The organism is Sporosarcina trichiuri, from assembly GCF_030406775.1.
Taxonomy (GTDB): domain Bacteria; phylum Bacillota; class Bacilli; order Bacillales_A; family Planococcaceae; genus Sporosarcina; species Sporosarcina trichiuri.
The window spans coordinates 2,556,461-2,574,454 of sequence record NZ_CP129119.1 but is presented as its reverse complement, the minus strand read 5'-3'; the positions used below and the strand labels follow the sequence as shown (position 1 = coordinate 2,574,454).

The window sequence follows — 17,994 nt, the reverse complement described above, 5'->3', positions numbered from 1 at the left end:
TCATCTCTCCTGTCTCTTCTCATCTCATGTTTTCATAGTCGTACAGCTGTCATTTACACGTCCTGGCGACTGAGCGCCGTCAGGGATCTTGACTTGTAGACCGTTTCCAAGTATTCGTTGTGCGGAACCGATGCAGCTACGATGCCGGCGCCCGCCTGTACGTATGCCCGGCCGTTCCGGATAATCATTGTCCGGATGGCGAGCGCTGCATCCAGATTGCCGTTCAGACCGATATAGCCGATTGCCCCTCCGTAGACGCCTCTTGGCATTCTCTCAATCTTGCGGATCCATTCCATCGCTGTGCGTTTCGGGTTCCCCGTCACTGTCCCTGCCGGCAGACAGGCTTCGAGGGCATCCACCGCATGATTGCCGGGAGCGAGCTGACCTTCCAGTTCAGAGACCAGATGCATGACATGCTCATACCGGATCGTCTCCTGATACGCAGCAATCCGCACAGTCCCTTTTTCGCAGAACTGCTCCATCTCCAATTTGCCCGACTCGACCAGCATATCGTGCTCCGCCAGCTCTTTCGGATCGTTCCGAAGAGAAGTTTCCAGCGCCTCATCGTCCTGACGGCCTCTCCCGCGCGGCCGTGTTCCGGCAATCGGGTTCGTCTGCACAATTCCCTGCAGCACTTTGACAAGACTTTCCGGGGAGGCGCCGAGGATGATCTGCTCATCGGATTCCAAGTAATACATGTACGGCGATGGGTTCTGCTGCCGCAGCCGTTCATAGACTGCAAGCGGATCACCCGTCACGTCCGCTTCCATCCGACGGGACAGGACGATCTGCTCCGCGCCGCCGCCATGGATGACATCGAGCGCGGTCTGGACATCCGCCTCGAACTCACGTTGCGATACGCCGCTCCGGAATGCAGATAATTCAGCCGTTCCGCCGCTCTTATTTTCGTCTTCCGAGAGCAATCGTCCTGCAATCGTCTCAAGATCCATTTCTTCCGGCGTTTCTGTGAGTTCCGTATGGCGGACGGTCACTTCATCCAGCTGATGGTCGAAAATGATGATTGTATCGTAGAGGTGATACAGCGCACTCGGCTCCGCCCCATCACTGGCAGATTGAGGATCACCCGCCTCATAGCTGACGTATCCGACCGCTCCGCCCGTGAATGGAAACGGGGAATCATCCTGGACTCTCGGAATCAGCTGCTTCAATAAGCTGAACAGCTCCCCTTCGTGAAAGACCGATGTCCCTTTCCGATAGTCGATCTCCTGCAGTCCGTCCGCCCGTCCTTTATATGATTTGATCGGATCCGCTCCGATGAATGAATAGCGGGCATGCTCTCCGTCACCTGCCGAACTCTCGAGCAGGAAACACCGTTCACCGCCCAGCCGTCTCAGGAGCTGTACAGGTGTCAGCCCTTTGCCGTCCATCTTCTTTTCTGTCACTCTGCTAGTCATTCGTTCCGCTTCCATCTCCATCTCTCCTGTTCTGTCGGACAACGACAAAAAGCCCCCTGCCCGAAGACCATGAAGTCTCCTTGCAGAGGACGGAAATTCCGCGTTGCCACCTCTATTGGAATGCATGCGCATTCCCGCTTTGCGTGCTGTATGTGCACTTCCCGTAACGAGGGAATGACGTCCGAAAAAACCAGTATTAGGTCTCTCCAGCTCTCCTAAGCCCATTCACATCACGGGTGCGATCGGTTTCCACCAGCTGCCGACTCTCTGTACGCGCCTGCTGTGATGCTACTTTTCTTATTCGATGATTTCTCAGCTATGCTCTTCTCTGCTAATCTCAGCTCTCCGTGGGTGGTCCCGCTCCCGGCACCGGCTGCCCATCTGAAAGTTGTCACCAATCTTACCGCTTCACAATCAGTCTGTCAAACATTTTCTTTTCCGAAAACTCAAAAACGCTTGCGAAGTCTTTGTCGGGAGCTTGAAAACGGGCTACAATAGAAAAAAAGCGGGATGGAGTGGGACGGACTATGCGTATCAATAAATTCCTGAGCGAAGCGGGCATCGTATCACGCCGCGGAGCGGATAAATGGATCGACGAAGGACGGGTGGTCATCAACGGCAGGCCCGCGGAGTTAGGAAGTCAGGTGGCTGCAGGCGACCAGGTGGAAGTGGACGGCAAACCGGTTGCCGCACAAGAGCAGCTCGTCTATATCATGCTGAACAAACCGGTCGGCATCACGAGTACGACCGAACGCCATGTGAAAGGGAACGTCGTGGATTTCGTCAATCATCCGCTGCGCATCTTCCATATCGGCCGTCTCGACAAAGATTCCGATGGCCTGCTGCTTCTGACGAACGATGGGGATATCGTTAACGAAATCCTGCGCGAGGAGCATGGGCACGAGAAGGAATACATCGTGACGGTCGACCATCCGATCACGGACAGTTTCATCCGCCAGATGGAACAGGGGGTCGCCATCCTGGATACGGTGACGAAGCCCTGCAAAGTCAAAAAGCTCGGTGCCCGGAAATTCAATATCACCCTGACACAGGGGTTGAACCGTCAAATACGTCGGATGTGCTCAGCGCTCGGCTACAATGTCGTCAGTCTCCGCCGGATGCGTATCATGAATCTCAAGCTCGGAAGTCTGCCTGTCGGCCAATGGCGGGACCTGACGGAGACGGAACGTACCAACTTGTTCAAAGAGCTGGACTATACGCCGAAACGCTGAAAAACCGCTGCCTGATAAAACTGCAGGCAGCGGTTTTTTCTCTGATTCAGACGTTGACCATTTCAAGGAACTGCCGCGTCCGTTCATTTGTCGAATGATTGAAAAATGTATCGGGATCTGCATCTTCGATGATGACGCCTTCGTTCAGCATGATGATCCGGTCCGCCACTTCTTTCGCGAACTTCATCTCATGGGTGACGACGACCATCGTCATCCCTTCTTCCGCGAGTTCCTGCATAACCTGCAGAACTTCACCGACGAGTTCCGGGTCAAGTGCGGACGTCGGCTCGTCGAACAACAGGGCCTTCGGTTCCATCGCGAGGGCCCTGGCGATGGCGACACGCTGCTTCTGTCCGCCCGACAGCTTGTTCGGGTAGACGTCCGCTTTGTCGGACAGGCCGACTTTCCCAAGAATCTCCATCGCTTTCGTCTTCGCCTTGCCTTTGTCTTCCTTCTTGACGATGACCGGGGCCTCCATGACATTCTCCAGCACCGTCTTATGCGGGAAGAGGTTGAAGTGCTGGAACACCATACCGACTTCCGCCCTGACTTTCGACAGGTCATCCTTTTTCTGATCGACCGGTTTTCCGTCGATTGTAATCACACCGTCGTTCGTCAGCTCCAGAAAATTGAGGCAGCGCAAGAATGTGCTCTTGCCGGATCCGCTGACACCGACCATGACGACCACTTCGCCGGGATGCACTTCCATGTCGATTCCTTTCAGCACTTCCAGCTTACCGAACGACTTATGGATATTTTCTGCTTTGATCATCGTATCTGCCTCCATTATTTGTCCACGTCCAGTTTGTTCTCATACCATCTGAGCAGCGCTGTGAAGATCATGACGAGCACGAGGTAATACAGGCCGACCACGAGGAACGTCTCAAGTGGCAGGAAGGAGGAAGCGGCCTCCCGGTTCGCAAGACCGAAGAGCTCCGATACACCGATCACATAGACAAGTGAGGAGTCTTTCAGCGTAATGATGAACTGGTTGCCGAGCGGCGGAATGGCCCGCCGAAGGGCTTGCGGAAAGATGATCCGGCGCATCGTCTGCGTCCGGTTCATGCCGAGTGCAAGACTCGCTTCCCGCTGACCTCTGTCGACCCCCTGGATTGACCCCCGGAAAATTTCCGCAATGTACGCACCATTGTGGATACCAAGTGCGATCGCTCCGGCCCAGAAGTTGGACAGGATGATGATCGATGTGATTCCGTAGTATAGAAACATGATCTGCACAATCAGCGGTGTCCCGCGGATTATGTTGATATATAGATTTGCGATCGTCTGCAGGATCTTGGAATTCGAGATTTTCATGAGCGCGAACAAGAGTCCGAGCAATGTACCGATCACGACAGCGATTGCCGTGATTTCGATTGTCAGCAGACCCGCTTCCAGAAATCCTTTGTACGTCCGTATGAACACTTCATATATCGTCACGAGAACTTCAGGCACCGGCACACCCACTCTCTGTCAAACATACCGTCATATCATTCATATCACTCATTCCAACAATTCGACACCTTCCAGATCGATATCCAGAAGATCGCGGTCGAACCACTTCTCTGAGATCTCTTTGTATTTCCCTTCGTCAACGAGCTCTTTCAGCGCCTTATCGATCGCTTCTGTCAACTCCTTGTTGTCTTTGCGGACGGCAATCGACGGCTGCTCCACCCACAGTGGCTTGCCGACTTCCTTGATAGCGAATCCATTATCGATGGCTTCATAGCCGACAATGTCCGCTGTGATGACCGCATCCAGGCGGTTTTCGACAGTCAGGTCTTTCAGCGCGACGACGTCACTGCTGTAGTACTGGATATTGTCCGACAGCTCTTTCGCAGGCTCCTCATAGGTCGACTGTGCAACGACACCGATCTTCTTTCCTTCCAGATCTTCCGGTGTTTTGATATCTTCGTTGTCTTTCGATACCCAGATCATGCCGCCGGAGTAATAATAGGGCTCCGTGAAATCAGCCTGCTCGGCCCGTTTTTTCGTATAGGCCATCGATCCGATGATTGCGTCGTATTTCTTTGCGACGAGCCCCTGGAGGATCGTCTCGAATGGGTTCGTGACTGGCACTGGGTCCAGGCCGAGCTTATCGGCGATCGCTTCACCGATCTCGATATCGAACCCTGTCAATTTCCCATTATCTTCATAACTGAACGGCTTGTACACACCGCTTGCTGCGTACGTGAACTTCCCCTTTTTCACTAATTCATAACCGGCATCCTTCGAGCCGCTGTCGCTGCCTGACGCTTTGCCGTCATCGTCTTTGCCGCATGCTGCCAGCAGAAGGACGGACGCTGCAAGCATGAGCAGCATCATCTTGAATTTTCCCATTCTCTGAAACTCCCCTTTGTCTGCCATCCGGCTTTTTTGACACTCTATCTCCCATTACCCTGCATGAATTCTTGTAAACGTGAAAATTGAAATAACCGTAATCTTTTTGTAACAATTACTGCCAGTCATCCTGTCACTCTAGTAATTCTGCGTTTTCCAAATCTATATCGAGCAGATCCCGGTCAAACCATTTCTCGGAAATTTCCTTGTATGTGCCTTCATCGATCAGTTCTTGCAATGCATCATCGATCGCCTGCCGCAATCCGTCATTGTCCTTCCTGACAGCAATGGACGGCTGTTCCACCTAGAGCGGTTTGCCCACTTCCTTGATGGCAAACCCTTTGTCGATTGCTTCATAGCCGACAATGTCAGCGGTAATAACGGCGTCCAGCCTGTTTCCGACAGTCAGGTCTTTCAGCGCCACCTGGTCTGCACTGTAGTATTGAAGATTATCTGATAGTGTTTCGGCCGGTTTTTCATAGGTTGTTTCCGCGCCGACTCCGATTTTCTTCCCTTTCACGTCTTCGGGGGTTTTAATATCGTTGTTGTCTTCTGCGACCCAGATCATGCCGCCTGAATAGTAATAGGGTTTAGTGAAGGCTGCCTGCTCGGCCCGTTTTTTCGTATAGGCCATCGAGCCGATGATGGCATCATATTTCTTCGCCACCAGGCCGGGCAGGATTGTTTGGAATGGATTTGTTACGGGGTCAGGCTCAAGACCGAGCTTATCAGCGATTGCTTCGCCGATTTCAATATCGAATCCTGTCAGCTTTCCGTTCTCCTCATAATTGAACGGTTTGTACTCACCGCTGGACGCGAACGTCAGCTTCCCTTTCTTCACCAACTCGTAATCTGCATCGTCATCCGAACCCGCAGAGCCCCCGCCGCACGCACCAAGCAGCAGAGCACCCGCGAGCATCATACTTCCGATCGACCACTTCTTCATGAATTCCATCCACTCCTTATTTTAGGGTAACGTCTATTAAAACATGAAATTTCTGAAATGTGAAATCGGATTTCTTGTATTCTTGCTTATTTCTGGACGATGAAAGCCGGCTTGTTTCTTTTGCAGCAAGACAGGGCATAATCCCAGTAGAGATTTTTACTGGCAACCGATGAAAAGCTGAGGTGATGAAATTGGGACTGCTCAACAAGGAGAAAAAACAGGAGAATTGGGATAAGGAAAAACTGGAACGAGCGATTGTCCGCGTCTTAAGTGAAGGCAAAAAAGATACGTTTCTTGAAATTGTCCACACCCTGCCCCCTCACGAACTCGCAGAGTATTATAAAGAGCTGCCGAAAAAACGGAAACCGCTATTTCTGGAATGGCTGTCCATCGAAGAAATTACCGGCATTCTGCGGTATTTAAGCAAAGACGAACAGCTCACTGTCCTGGAACGGATTGGGCCGGACCGGTCGACACATATTCTGCACATGATGCAGAACAACGATCTGGCATTCCTGCTGACTGGCCTCTCAAAGGGCAAAGTCGATGATCTCATTGCCCAGATGCGGCGTGAAGAAATGGAATCGATCCTGCACATTATGGATTATCCGCCCAAAACGGCAGGCCGGGTCATGACGAACCGGTATATCCCGATTTCGCCCGACAGCACGGTCGGTGAAGCGGAGGAGAAACTGAAAACGTTTGAGAACCTTGCGTATTTTGTGAATTACCTATATGTGGTCGATGAGAATCAGCGCCTTATTGGCGTTGTGACGTTCCGCGATCTCCTGTTGTCGGAAAACAGCAGCCGAATCTCGGACATCATGCGGGATCAGCCGATTACAGTCGACGTCCAGATGAAGCAGGAGGAAGTCGCCAGGATCATCGGTCAGTTCGATTTCGAGGCGATCCCCGTCGTATCGGGGGACCAGGTGCTCGTAGGGACGATTTCCGGTGATCAGGTGCTCGATATCGTCGTGCGTGAAGCTGATGAGGATATCGAGATGCTGCTGGCTTCCGGTAAGTCGATCGACTTCCGGACGAAACCAGTGACCGCTGCCAGGCGCAGGCTGCCCTGGCTGATCCTTCTGCTGTTCATCGGACTCGTATCGGGCAGCATCATCTCCCGCTTCGAGGAAACATTGGAAGCAGTTGTGGCGCTGGCATTCTTCATGCCGATGATTGCCGGGATGACCGGAAACACCGGGACCCAATCTCTTGCAGTCGTCGTCCGGGGGCTCGCTTCCGAAGAGATGACCTGGAAAAAGGCGACCAAGCTCATTCTCCGTGAGCTTGTCGTCGGTGTCCTGATCGGTGTCACCTGCGGTCTGCTCATCGCAGTCATCGCCTTTTTCTGGCAGGGCAGTGCGGTTCTCGGCTTTGTTGTGGGCGTATCACTGCTATGCACGCTCATCATCGGGACAATCGCCGGGACTGTCATCCCGCTGATCCTGAACAGATTCAAAGTCGATCCGGCTGTCGCGTCAGGGCCTCTCATCACGACATTGAACGATATTCTGTCATTGCTGATTTATTTCGGCATCGCGACGATGTTCCTATCGAAACTCACATGAAAAAAAGCTGAGGCGAAAGGTCTATACACCTTTCACCTCAGCTTTTTGCCGTTTCGACTGTCAATAAGCAATGCCGACACGGTGTCCCGCATGCTTGCCTTCAACCAATTCCCTCACTGCGAAATGGGCGGTATCCCCCGTCGATATCTGTCTGCCGTCGGGCGGCAGCCAGTCATCCATTACGCGGTATACACCTGTCTCGCTGCCGTCAGGTAAATAGGTCGGGCAGACGATTGTCCAATCCAGACTGGATGCGGCAAGCGCGCTGTACGCAGCATGGTGCTCTTCCGCTGCAGCTGTCAGCTTGCGATTCGAGTCACCGCCATTGTAGCGCAGTGCCCCTGGCGTCAGCCGGCTGTTGAGGATGCCCGCTGTCCCGATCGTCAGGATTCGGCGGATCCCCTCCTGTTCCATCCCCGCAATCATATGGGGGACCGCCTCGCTCAGTGTTGTCGATTTGTCTGTGCCGAGTGCACTTACGACGCAGTCCGCTCCTTCGATCGTCTTTTGGGCATCCTGCTTCTGCTTCACATCTCCCTGGACAACTGTCAGATGCGGATGAGCCTTCAGTCTGCCAGGGTCCCGTACGAGTGCCGTGACAGTATGGCCGTCTTCCAGCAATGCCGCAAGCATGAGGGAACCGACTCTTCCTGTACCGCCGAACATGGCAATTCTCATAGTGGTTTCACTTCTTCCCGAGTTTCGTGCATCGTGCCGGTTTCCGTCAGCCGGATATGCCAGCCGAGTGCCTTCTCCAGAATATGCGGGGTATGGCCGCCGCGGCTCAGCGCCTCTTTATAGTACGTCCACAGCTGATCCCGGTAGGAAGGATGAGCACAGCGGTCGATGATGAGCGGCACCCGCTCTTTCGGTGCCAGCCCTCGGAGGTCCGCATAGCCTTGTTCCGTCACAATGATGTCTACATCGTGCTCCGTATGATCGACATGGGAGACGAACGGAACGCAGCTCGATATCGCGCCATCCTTCGCAAGTGACTTCGTCACGAAGATCGCCAGTCTGGCATTGCGTGCAAAGTCACCGGATCCGCCGATGCCGTTCATCATCTTCGTGCCTGTGACATGTGTCGAGTTGACGTTGCCGTAGATATCAAATTCGAGTGCCGTGTTGATGGAGATCGTACCGAGACGACGGATGACTTCCGGATGATTCGAGATTTCCTGCGGCCTCATGATGATTTTCTCTTTATAGAACGGGAGATTGTTCCGCAGTTTGTCCATCCGTTCTTCCGTCACTGTGATGGAGGTGCAGGAAGCGGATTTCACTTTTCCCACGTCGATCAGTTCAAAGACCGAATCCTGCAGCACTTCGGAGTACAGTTCGAGATTTTCGAATTCCGAATCCAGCAGACCATGGAGCACGGCATTCGCCTGCGAACCGATTCCCGACTGAAGCGGTGCCAGCTCATTCGTCAGCCGGCCCGCTTCGATTTCCGAGCGGAGGAATTGCAGCAGATGTCCAGCCATGGTCTCCGTTTCCGCATCGGGCTGGTCGATCGTCGAGAATGAATCGTATTCCTCGGTCAGCACGATCCCTGCAATTTTATCGGGGTCCACCGGGATGCCGTACGTGCCGATCCGTTCGTCCGGATGCATGAGCGGAATCGGTTCACGGTCTCCGAGCACGCCGGGATCATAGACATCATGGACCCCTTCCCATTCTTCAGAGTGTGCGACGTTGATCTCCACGATGATCGCCTTCGCATGTTCTGCAAAAATCAAGGAATTTCCGATGGATGTCGAAGGAATGATCGACCCGTCTTCCGCAATTGCAACCGCTTCGAGGACTGCATAATCGATTTGCGGCAGAACACCGCCGCGCACCAACTCAGAGGTATTGGACAGGTGGTGATCGACGAACAACAATTCCCCATTGTTGATGCCTTTGCGCATTGCGGCATCCGCCTGGAACGGCAGCCTCTTGTTGACGATTCCCGCTTCTGTGAACAGCTTGTCGATATCATGCCCGAGTGACGCGCCCGTGAAGACATTCACTTTGAATTGTTCATCATGCGCCCGTTTCACCAGTGCTTCCGGTATCGCTTTCGCGTCTCCCGCACGTGTGAATCCGCTGAGGCCCAATGTCATTCCGTCCTGTATCCACGAAGCCGCCTCGTCGGCTGACACGACTTTCTCCCGCAGCGACTCTCTTCTGATCCGTCCCAACTGTCCTTCCATTTCCGACAGCTCCTTATTGTAAAGTTGATATATTTAGATTTTTTATACAAATCATTGGTATTGTACCGATATACCTTATGCAAGCCGCTTTCATTCATATAGTACCGTTCCGGCTGGAGAACCGCAACCGTCCTCACCTCCCTCCCGGTCCACAATTCTATGAAAACGGTAGTAATTTCACATTCTTTTCACAAGAAACTTATATAAGGTACAAAGATATAGTGTTATACTGAAGAAAATAGGTCTAACAGACTTTAACTCGTTAAAAAGAACTGCAGTTATGTAAAAAGAGAGGATCCTGTCCAATGGTTTTACGTCAAACCCATAATTTGCATTCCGTCACACAGCTGCTGGATGATAAATTCTGCGTATCCATCATGGACACGGAAGGCAGAATTACCTACGTCAACCGGCGATTCTGTGAACTGTCCAAATATGAGGAATGCGAACTTATCAATCAAACATACGGCCTGTTGAATCCAGCCTACGACAGAGAGCGGTTCCTCTCGCAGCTGGAGTCCTGTGTCACAGCCCAGGGCGTCTGGCAGGAGCAGGTGAAGAGCATCGCCAAAGACGGAACTTCGTACTGGGTTCTGGCAACACTGGTGCCTGTCAGGGACGAAACCGGTGCAACGGTTCAATATATCTCTGTCGATCTGGATATCACCACGGAACAGCTGACGAGTGAACGCTATACGCAGACACTGCAGGTCCTGCACAATTTGGAGACCGCTCTGGATCACGCGTCTGTCATTGCAGTGACAGATGCAGCCGGCGTGATCCGCTATGTCAATCCGAAGTTCTGTGAGCTGTCACAATACACGGAAGACGAGCTCCTCGGCAAAACACACCGCGTCATCAATTCAGGCTATCATTCTAAGGAATTCTTCGGAGGCATGTGGGCGACCATCAAAAACGGAAATATCTGGCGCGGCGAAGTGAAGAATCGGGCGAAGGATGGCTCGTTTTATTGGATGAACACGACAATCGTCCCGTTCACCGACACCAGTGGAAAGCCATTCGAATACATTTCGATCCGGACGGACATCACCGCTCGCATCGAGGCGGAGCAGGCGCTGGAGAGTGCGCTGAAGAATGACTTCCGGAAGACGGTGAAGAACTTACAGAACGCCATTTTCAAATATGAAACGGATGAGCAGGGGCAGATCTGCATCACCCTGCTTGAAGGGAAGTTATGTGAAAAAATCGGGTTGACCGCACAGTTGCTGAACGCCAAAGGAGAAGATCATCCTTTCAGCGCTGACGAAGCCGCCCGAATACGGCCGTATTTGTACGCTGCGCTTGACGGGGAACCGGGCCAGTTCGAACTGTCGTACGCCGGCCGTACATTCATCATCTACTTGTCCCCTATCCTTGACGGCAGCTCTGTAACGGAGGTTGTCGGGACGTGTGTGGATATTACGGAACGGAAGAAGGCCGAACAGCTCGCAGAACATATGGCCTATTACGATTCTCTGACAGGACTTGCGAACCGCCGCCTGTTCAAGTCGGAGGTCACTAAAGTGATGGACAGCGGTACGGAGAGATTTTCGATTCTATATCTGGATCTCGACCGTTTTAAGAATATTAACGACTCGCTCGGACATTTCGTCGGCGACAACGTGCTGAAAGCCGTCGCCGAGCGGATCACTCTCTGTCTGAAGCCGGATGATCTCGCGAGCCGGCTCGGCGGGGATGAATACGTCATCATGCTGAAGGAAACCGCCATGGACCGTGTGAATGCGGCTGCTCGGCAGATCCTTGAGGAGATTTCCGCACCGTTCACACTGGGCTCATTGGAGGTGTTCATCACGCCGAGCATCGGGATCAGCCGTTTCCCGGCAGACGGAGAAGACTACGATACACTCATGCGGAACGCGGACACTGCGCTGTTCACGGCCAAAGACCAGGGAAAAAGCACATACCGGTTCTTCACAGAAGAGATGAACAGCAACATGATCGAAAAGACGCTGCTGGAAATGGATCTGCGGCAGGCGATCAGCCGTGATGAACTCGAACTGCATTACCAGCCGCAATATGACATGAAAACCGGCACAATCACCGGCGTGGAAGCATTGGCCCGGTGGAACCATACGAAAAAAGGCATGATCTCACCGGGACAGTTCATTCCGATCGCGGAAGAAAGCGGCATGATCCTGCCGATCGGTCAGTGGGTGATGGAAACTGCATGCCGCCAGGCGAAACAGTGGCAGGACGCAGGGCTGCTGCTGGGCAGGGTCAGCGTAAACGTCTCCATCCGCCAGTTCAAGCAGCCCTCGTTCGTCAGTTCTGTACTGGCTATTCTGGAAAAGACGGGTCTGGCGCCTCAATTCCTGAACATCGAGATTACGGAGAGCATGACGACCGATGTCCACTATTCACAGAAGATACTGAAGCAGCTGCATGAGGAAGGGATCCGTGTCAGTATCGATGATTTCGGGACCGGGTATTCATCACTCAGTTATTTAAGCACCTTCCCGATCACCCATTTGAAGATCGACCAGATCTTCTTGAAGGATCTGAGCAGCAGCAATACCGCGATCATCAAGACAATCATCGAACTGGCCAAAAACCTGAGTATCGATGTCATCGCAGAAGGTGTGGAAACAAACGAGCAGGCATCCTTCCTGAGCACACTGCGGTGTGACGAAGTCCAAGGTTTTCTGTACTCACGTCCGCTGCCGTCCGATACACTGACTCAGCTGCTCATGGAGCAGGAGAATAGGTGAAAAAGGAGAAAACATCGGGAACCTTCCGTGTTTTCCCCTTTTTATTCGTGTCGGTAAATGACAACCCGTTCGTCAGGGTCATTCTCCACTAAAACCGGAATTGCGATTTCTTCCTTTCGGACAAACGGTGTCTGTTCATCTAAGAACTCCAGATAGTCTGCTGTCGGATAATACAAGAGTATGTCCGCCTGGCGGGGCGCCTCCTCCAGGGATTCGAGAATACCATGGACGACAGACTTGAAGATCTCGGTCGAGAACGGATTGAAACAGTAGAAGACGGTCTGTTCCGGCTGGATCGGATAATTTTCCGCCTTCACCTCTTCGAATGTAATAACCCCCCTGCGCTTTTTGCTGCCGCCTCTTCTGAAACTTGCCAAGTTGGCATAGGCTTCCTGCAGGAGCCGTCCGTTCAGATCGATTCCGGTGATACTGCAGCCGAACCGGTCACAGCAATAGAACGGCACCCTGCCTTTTCCGCAGCCGAAGTCGACGAGATGATCTCCGGGTTCAAGAGGATAGGCTAAGAACAATTCGTCCAGCACATCGTACGGTGTGGCTTCATACCGGTTGTAGTGCGCGGAATTCTGCAGGATTTCGATAGTCCCTTCCGTCTGGATACGGAGTTCCCTATCCCGCTCTGCTTCTGTCATTCGTGCCCCTCCATTCCGGATCATCGGATCATCCTGTTCTTGGAACCGGTCTTCAGGATTTCTCCCATCCAGCCCTTTTTCTTTAAGTAGATATAGAGCCCGAGTGTGGACGATATGATGACGGCCAGGGAAAATGCATAGCCATGCGCCCATTCGAACTCGGGAATCGACTTGAAGTTCATACCCCAGATGGCACCGAAGACAGCTGCAGGTGTGAAGATGGTCGTGATGACCGTCAAAGTCTTCATGATTTCATTCCCCCGGTGATTCGACACGAGACTTTCCATGTCTGTCAGCGCTTCCACTTCCCTCCGGTATTCGTAGATCAGCATGCGGATCCGCTCCAGCCGAGTGCAGAGCCTCTTGTATTCCGCTGTTTCCGTGTGTTCTTCTTCAAAGGTTTCACTGACGGTCATCTGTATTTCCACGAGCGGAATGATGAGGTTATTCCAGACGATGAGTTCATGTTTGCTCTCTGCAATCCGCTCGAGCACTTCACTGCTGTTATTGTTTTTCAATTCCCATATGAGATCTCTCATCCCGCATTCGAACTTATCCAGCTGTTCAAGGAATTTGTGGAGAATCGTATTCAGCAGAATGATGAACGCCTGCACTGCATTGTCTGCTTGTTCCATTTTCCCTTCCAGCTCTTCCATTGCTTCTGAAGGGAAGAGCGTCCGGTCAAGTTCCGACGTCAGCAGTGTTTGGACATTGAGAAAAAACGCAAACGTCCTGTTCTCGTTCTTTTCGTGTACATTCTGATCATAGGTTATCCGTCCCCAAAGCGCTTCCTCACCTTTGATGGCAGTCGTATTGCCGATGACATCCAACTCACTATTCTCCAATGTCTTGAACCATTTCGTTTTCATCTTTGTCTGGTTGGACAACAGGCTCTTCAGATCATCGTCCTGCCCTGCTTCGAGCCATTCCCAATCATCTCGTTTAAAAGAGAAATACATGGCGGGTTCCCCCTTCCAGATAGCTTTATAATTTAGTTTACCCACATTTGAGGAACGGGCAACCCCGTCACGATGATTAGTCAGGACGGAAATCGGGAAGAATCCAAACATCTTGTGTCAGTTGAACAACCGGCAGGACTTTTCGCGTTGTCTCCTATACAATGGAGCTGTACAACACGTTCAAATAAGCCTTGCTCTCTGCATTCTGTTTCACTTATACTTACTTTACCGAATAGTAAGAAATGATCGAAAACAATTGGAGGGATTCTGCATGCGTGTACGAGACTTATTTGTGGAAAGAAACTATGTAACTACTGTGAACGACAAAGACACTGTAAAAGAGGCGCTGGACAAAATACGGAAGAGCGGTTTCCGTTCCGTGCCAGTGGTGGATGCCCAGGATACGTACAAAGGGATGATCTACAAGATCCACCTGATCGAGTACCTGTATGAACAGAACGGTGATGAGAACGCCACTGTTGAATCGATCGTCAAGCACAAAGATGACTGTATCGAAGAGACCTCCTCGTTCTTGGATGCTTTGCTGAAAATCAAAGCGCTTCCCTTCATATCGGTCACCGATCATGGCAGACTGGTCGGCATCCTGACACACAATCAGATCGAGGGCGTATTCGAGGATGCTTTCGGTGTCAAAACCGGCGGTCTCAATCTGACGATTTCCTCCACGGAAGCGAGGGGCATGATCGAAAAGCTGGCCCGTACGCTCCGCGGAGAGAATATCGAAGGCATGCTGACGCTCGATAACGGATCTGTTCTGGTACGCCGTGTCGTCCTGACACTTGAAGGTGAAAAGACGGAAGAAGAGACCCGGGCACTTCAGACGAAACTTGAAAAGGCAGGCTTCCGGATCCTGCAGATCGAACGACTTGAAAAACAATGATGGCGCACAAGCAGCTGTTCAGAATGCCGGTTCCGCCGGTTTCTGAATGGCTTTTTTGCAATACTGCAGGTGTCCTGCCCCGAATGACTCCAGCAGGCCGCCTATCGTTTTCCATACTCGCCGGATGGGTATAGGAAACAGTTAAGGGGGAGGTGCAGTTGAGATGAAGCTGTCAATTCGAAAGACATACCGGTTCCAGGAAATCATCAATGCGTTCCTGCGGAATGGGTTCAGCCATGTCCTGTTCCGTCTGGGCCTTACTGACCGACGCAGATCCAGGGCTGCGGATGGCGAGCAGTCCGATACGAATCTGCAGCATATCGGCGAAAAACTGAGCCGCACCCTGCAGGAACTCGGCCCGACTTTCATCAAACTCGGACAGATCGCCAGTACCCGCAGGGATCTGGTGCCGCCGGAAATCACCCGTGAACTTGAGAAACTGCAAGACCACGCCAAACCGTTCCCGTTCGAACAGGTCAAGCAGATCGTTGAGGATGAACTGGACTGTCCTCTCACCGATGCCTTCGAGTCGTTCAATGATGTGCCGATGGCAACCGCTTCGATCGGCCAGGTCCATGAAGCCTTCCGGCATGACGGTCAGAAAGTGGCGGTCAAAGTGCAGCGGCCGGGCATCCGGAACACAGTACATACTGATTTGTCGATTTTGAAAGAGATCGCAGGACTTATCGAGAACAATACAGAGTGGGGAAAAATGTACGGCATCAGGGAAATCATCAGCGAATTCGCCGACACCCTCCTCGATGAGCTCGATTATGAACACGAAGGCCGGAATGCCGAGCGGATCGCCAAGCAGTCGGAAGGCAATGATGGCGTCTATATACCGAAAATCTATTGGGACACTTCGAGCGGCCGTGTGCTGACGATGGAGCTGATCGAGGGGGTGAAATCGGACAATCTGGCGCGTCTTGATGAGCTCGGATATGATCGCGGACTCCTCGCCAGGAACCTTGTCCATGAAATGTTCAGCCAAGTGCTCGATCACGGTTTCTTCCATGGGGACCCGCATCCCGGCAACATCCTGTTCCTGCCGGGCAATACGCTGTCGTTCATCGACTTCGGCATGATGGGATTCCTGGACGATAACTTGAAATTCCAGTTTGCAAAACTGGTGATGGAACTGGAACGCGGAAACACGAAAGGGATCATCAAGGCACTGGATGCGATGGGCATCCTGGACGATGATACCGATCTTCGCAGCCTCGAGAAAGATCTCGGCCTGCTGAAAACGAAGTATTATGACGTACCGCTCGAAAACGTGAGTCTCGGCGGCGTCTTCGTCGATCTGTTCGAGGTCGCCTACCGTCATCGGATCCGGATCCCGAGTGAAATTACGGTGCTCGGCAAAACAATCCTGACGGTGGAAGGCCTGATCTCCAAACTGGATCCCCATATGCGGATCATGGACGGTGTCGAGCCGTTCGGCAAACAGCTCATCCGGGAACGGTACAGCCCATCCGCAGTGCTGAAGAACGCTTGGGAGAGCTTGACTGAAAATGCAGAGATCATTGCAAACATCCCGAAGGACTTCAAGGACATCAGCACGGCTCTGAAGAAAGGCAAACTCAAGCTGGATATCAATCTCCGGCAGGCAGGGTTCATCCTGCGGCGTCTGGATATCATCAGCAACCGGCTCGCCTTCAGCGTCATCCTGCTCGCTTTCAGCATCCTGATGACCGGACTGATCATCGGATCGGCAATCGCCGGGCAGAACAATATCCTGCTGAACCTTCCTGTCATCGAAATCGGTGCCATCGTCGCGTTTCTCATGTTTTTGTTCCTGCTGTACTCCATATTTAAATCAGGGAGAATGTAGCGGGTAGTCATTGGGATGCGGGTACCTACCGCCTGCGGGGCATATGTCCGTGTAAATTGAAAAAACACGCTCAGGGAAATCGGATTCCCTTGAGCGTGTTTCCGTTATACAACGAAATAGGCAATGACCGACAGCAGGATCGATGTCACAGCCATCGCAGCCAGCGGACGGAGTGCCCGCTTACGCAGGTCGCGTAAGCTGACATTCAGGCCCAGGCCGACCATGGCGGCTGTCAGCAGCCAGGATGTCAGGACGCCGAGTGCATCATAGACACCATCGGATACCGGGATGACCGGACCGAATACGTACGTGCCAAGGACGCTGAGCAGGATGAACCCGACGAGGAACCACGGGAACTCGATTTTCGCATCGCCCTCTTCGGATCCTTTGTTTTTCCGCTTCATGATTGCAATGAAGATGAAACAGAGCGGAACGAGAAGGAAGACACGGCCCAGTTTCGCAAGCAGTGCGATCGCCAGGCCGTCTTCCCCGGCGGGCGCTCCTGCGAGGGCGACGTGCGCCACTTCATGCAGGCTGATGCCGGACCACATGCCGTACTGGATCATGGAGTCGAACGGCAGGATCGGGCGGAGGATCGTATACCCGATGGCAAACACAGTACCCATGAGCGCAATGATCCCTACGCCGATTGCCGTATCTTCGTCCTTGGATTTGACGATCGGCGCGACGGCCGCAATGGCAGCGGCTCCGCAGACACCCGTGCCGACGCCGAGCAGCAGTGAGATATTCTTGTCGGCTTTGAACAGCTTCGCAAGCCACAGCGTCATGAAGATGGCGAAGATGATGACGCCGACGTCCCGGACCAGCAGGCCGATGCCGTCTTTCAAGACGACATCGATGTTCAGTTTCAATCCGTACAGGATGATCGCTGTCCTGAGCAGGCGCTTGGAAGAAAAGGCAATCCCCGGCCGGATAGCTTCCGGATAGCCGAAGAACTGGCGGTAGATGACCGCGATGATAATTGCGCATGCCATCTGGCCGATCTGGCTGAAACCTGGAAGCATGGCAAGCAGGAATCCTAATAGTGCGATGAAAAATGTGAACGCCACTCCGCCGAACCAGGCTGTCGCAGCTGACGGCTGTTTCGGTGAAGGGGATGCAGTTTGTGTATTCATGCAGAACACCTCCTGATTTCCAGTATACGCTCAGAGTTTCCATAAGAAAAATAATAATTTATAATGGTTGCCATAAGTGTTTCATT

General features: G+C 52.6%; 16 protein-coding genes and 1 other annotated feature. Of the genes, 5 read left to right on the top strand and 11 right to left on the bottom strand.

Going from position 1 to position 17,994, the window contains the following annotated elements; genetic code table 11:
* Window positions 1-53: 53 nt before the first annotated feature.
* The gene (locus QWT68_RS12915; RefSeq protein ID WP_290148606.1) at window positions 54-1,457 is read right to left on the bottom strand and encodes an anthranilate synthase component I family protein; all 1,404 of its coding nucleotides are present in this window, start codon (window positions 1,455-1,457) and stop codon (window positions 54-56) included.
* Between the two features lie 40 nt (window positions 1,458-1,497).
* Window positions 1,498-1,729 (bottom strand) — a binding site (T-box leader).
* A 213-nt stretch (window positions 1,730-1,942) separates the two neighbouring features.
* On the opposite strand from QWT68_RS12915, the gene rluF reads away from it, so the two are divergent.
* The gene (gene rluF, locus QWT68_RS12910; protein ID WP_290148605.1) at window positions 1,943-2,647 is read left to right on the top strand and encodes a 23S rRNA pseudouridine(2604) synthase RluF; all 705 of its coding nucleotides are present in this window, start codon (window positions 1,943-1,945) and stop codon (window positions 2,645-2,647) included.
* 46 nt (window positions 2,648-2,693) lie between these two features.
* Here rluF and QWT68_RS12905 read toward each other — a convergent pair whose 3' ends face one another.
* The 5 genes from QWT68_RS12905 to QWT68_RS12890 all read right to left on the bottom strand — a co-directional run bounded on the left by QWT68_RS12905 (window position 2,694) and on the right by QWT68_RS12890 (window position 5,930).
* A complete protein-coding gene (locus QWT68_RS12905) occupies window positions 2,694-3,419 on the bottom strand; it encodes an amino acid ABC transporter ATP-binding protein (protein WP_040285418.1) in 726 nt (241 codons plus the stop codon).
* A gap of 14 nt (window positions 3,420-3,433) precedes the next feature.
* The gene (locus tag QWT68_RS12900) at window positions 3,434-4,099 is read right to left on the bottom strand and encodes an amino acid ABC transporter permease (protein ID WP_040285653.1); all 666 of its coding nucleotides are present in this window, start codon (window positions 4,097-4,099) and stop codon (window positions 3,434-3,436) included.
* A gap of 48 nt (window positions 4,100-4,147) precedes the next feature.
* Window positions 4,148-4,984 carry a transporter substrate-binding domain-containing protein gene (locus QWT68_RS12895; RefSeq protein ID WP_040285417.1) on the bottom strand — a complete coding sequence of 279 codons (837 nt, stop codon included), beginning with the start codon at window positions 4,982-4,984 and terminating at the stop codon, window positions 4,148-4,150.
* Between the two features lie 133 nt (window positions 4,985-5,117).
* Window positions 5,118-5,288 carry a transporter substrate-binding domain-containing protein gene (locus tag QWT68_RS15615; RefSeq protein ID WP_425313916.1) on the bottom strand — a complete coding sequence of 57 codons (171 nt, stop codon included), beginning with the start codon at window positions 5,286-5,288 and terminating at the stop codon, window positions 5,118-5,120.
* A complete protein-coding gene (locus QWT68_RS12890) occupies window positions 5,289-5,930 on the bottom strand; it encodes a transporter substrate-binding domain-containing protein (RefSeq protein ID WP_425313915.1) in 642 nt (213 codons plus the stop codon).
* A 185-nt stretch (window positions 5,931-6,115) separates the two neighbouring features.
* Between QWT68_RS12890 and mgtE the strand changes: the two genes are divergently transcribed.
* The gene (mgtE, locus tag QWT68_RS12885; RefSeq protein WP_052461655.1) at window positions 6,116-7,504 is read left to right on the top strand and encodes a magnesium transporter; all 1,389 of its coding nucleotides are present in this window, start codon (window positions 6,116-6,118) and stop codon (window positions 7,502-7,504) included.
* A gap of 60 nt (window positions 7,505-7,564) precedes the next feature.
* On the opposite strand, the gene QWT68_RS12880 is transcribed toward mgtE, so the two are convergent.
* Both QWT68_RS12880 and scpC read right to left on the bottom strand, forming a co-directional pair.
* Window positions 7,565-8,182, bottom strand: a complete 618-nt coding sequence (locus QWT68_RS12880; RefSeq protein WP_290148604.1) for an NAD(P)-dependent oxidoreductase — start codon at window positions 8,180-8,182, stop codon at window positions 7,565-7,567.
* Window positions 8,179-9,699 (bottom strand): succinyl-CoA:acetate CoA-transferase ScpC, encoded by a 1,521-nt coding sequence (scpC, locus tag QWT68_RS12875; protein ID WP_290148603.1) that lies wholly within the window; start codon window positions 9,697-9,699, stop codon window positions 8,179-8,181. Before scpC ends, QWT68_RS12880 begins: the two co-directional genes overlap by 4 nt.
* A 305-nt stretch (window positions 9,700-10,004) precedes the next feature.
* Here scpC and QWT68_RS12870 point away from each other — a divergent pair, with 305 nt between their 5' ends.
* Window positions 10,005-12,428, top strand: a complete 2,424-nt coding sequence (locus QWT68_RS12870) for a sensor domain-containing protein (RefSeq protein WP_290148602.1) — start codon at window positions 10,005-10,007, stop codon at window positions 12,426-12,428.
* A 41-nt stretch (window positions 12,429-12,469) separates the two neighbouring features.
* On the opposite strand, the gene QWT68_RS12865 is transcribed toward QWT68_RS12870, so the two are convergent.
* Window positions 12,470-13,078, bottom strand: a complete 609-nt coding sequence (locus QWT68_RS12865) for a class I SAM-dependent methyltransferase (RefSeq protein ID WP_040285414.1) — start codon at window positions 13,076-13,078, stop codon at window positions 12,470-12,472.
* Between the two features lie 20 nt (window positions 13,079-13,098).
* Window positions 13,099-14,037, bottom strand: a complete 939-nt coding sequence (locus QWT68_RS12860) for a magnesium transporter CorA family protein (RefSeq protein WP_290148601.1) — start codon at window positions 14,035-14,037, stop codon at window positions 13,099-13,101.
* Window positions 14,038-14,308: 271 nt separating this feature from the next.
* Between QWT68_RS12860 and QWT68_RS12855 the strand changes: the two genes are divergently transcribed.
* Window positions 14,309-14,938, top strand: a complete 630-nt coding sequence (locus QWT68_RS12855) for a CBS domain-containing protein (protein WP_040285412.1) — start codon at window positions 14,309-14,311, stop codon at window positions 14,936-14,938.
* Between the two features lie 163 nt (window positions 14,939-15,101).
* Window positions 15,102-16,772: an ABC1 kinase family protein gene (locus QWT68_RS12850; protein ID WP_290148600.1), complete on the top strand. Its 1,671-nt coding sequence runs from the start codon at window positions 15,102-15,104 to the stop codon at window positions 16,770-16,772.
* A gap of 104 nt (window positions 16,773-16,876) precedes the next feature.
* On the opposite strand, the gene QWT68_RS12845 is transcribed toward QWT68_RS12850, so the two are convergent.
* A complete protein-coding gene (locus QWT68_RS12845) occupies window positions 16,877-17,908 on the bottom strand; it encodes a YeiH family protein (protein WP_290148599.1) in 1,032 nt (343 codons plus the stop codon).
* Window positions 17,909-17,994: the final 86 nt, after the last annotated feature.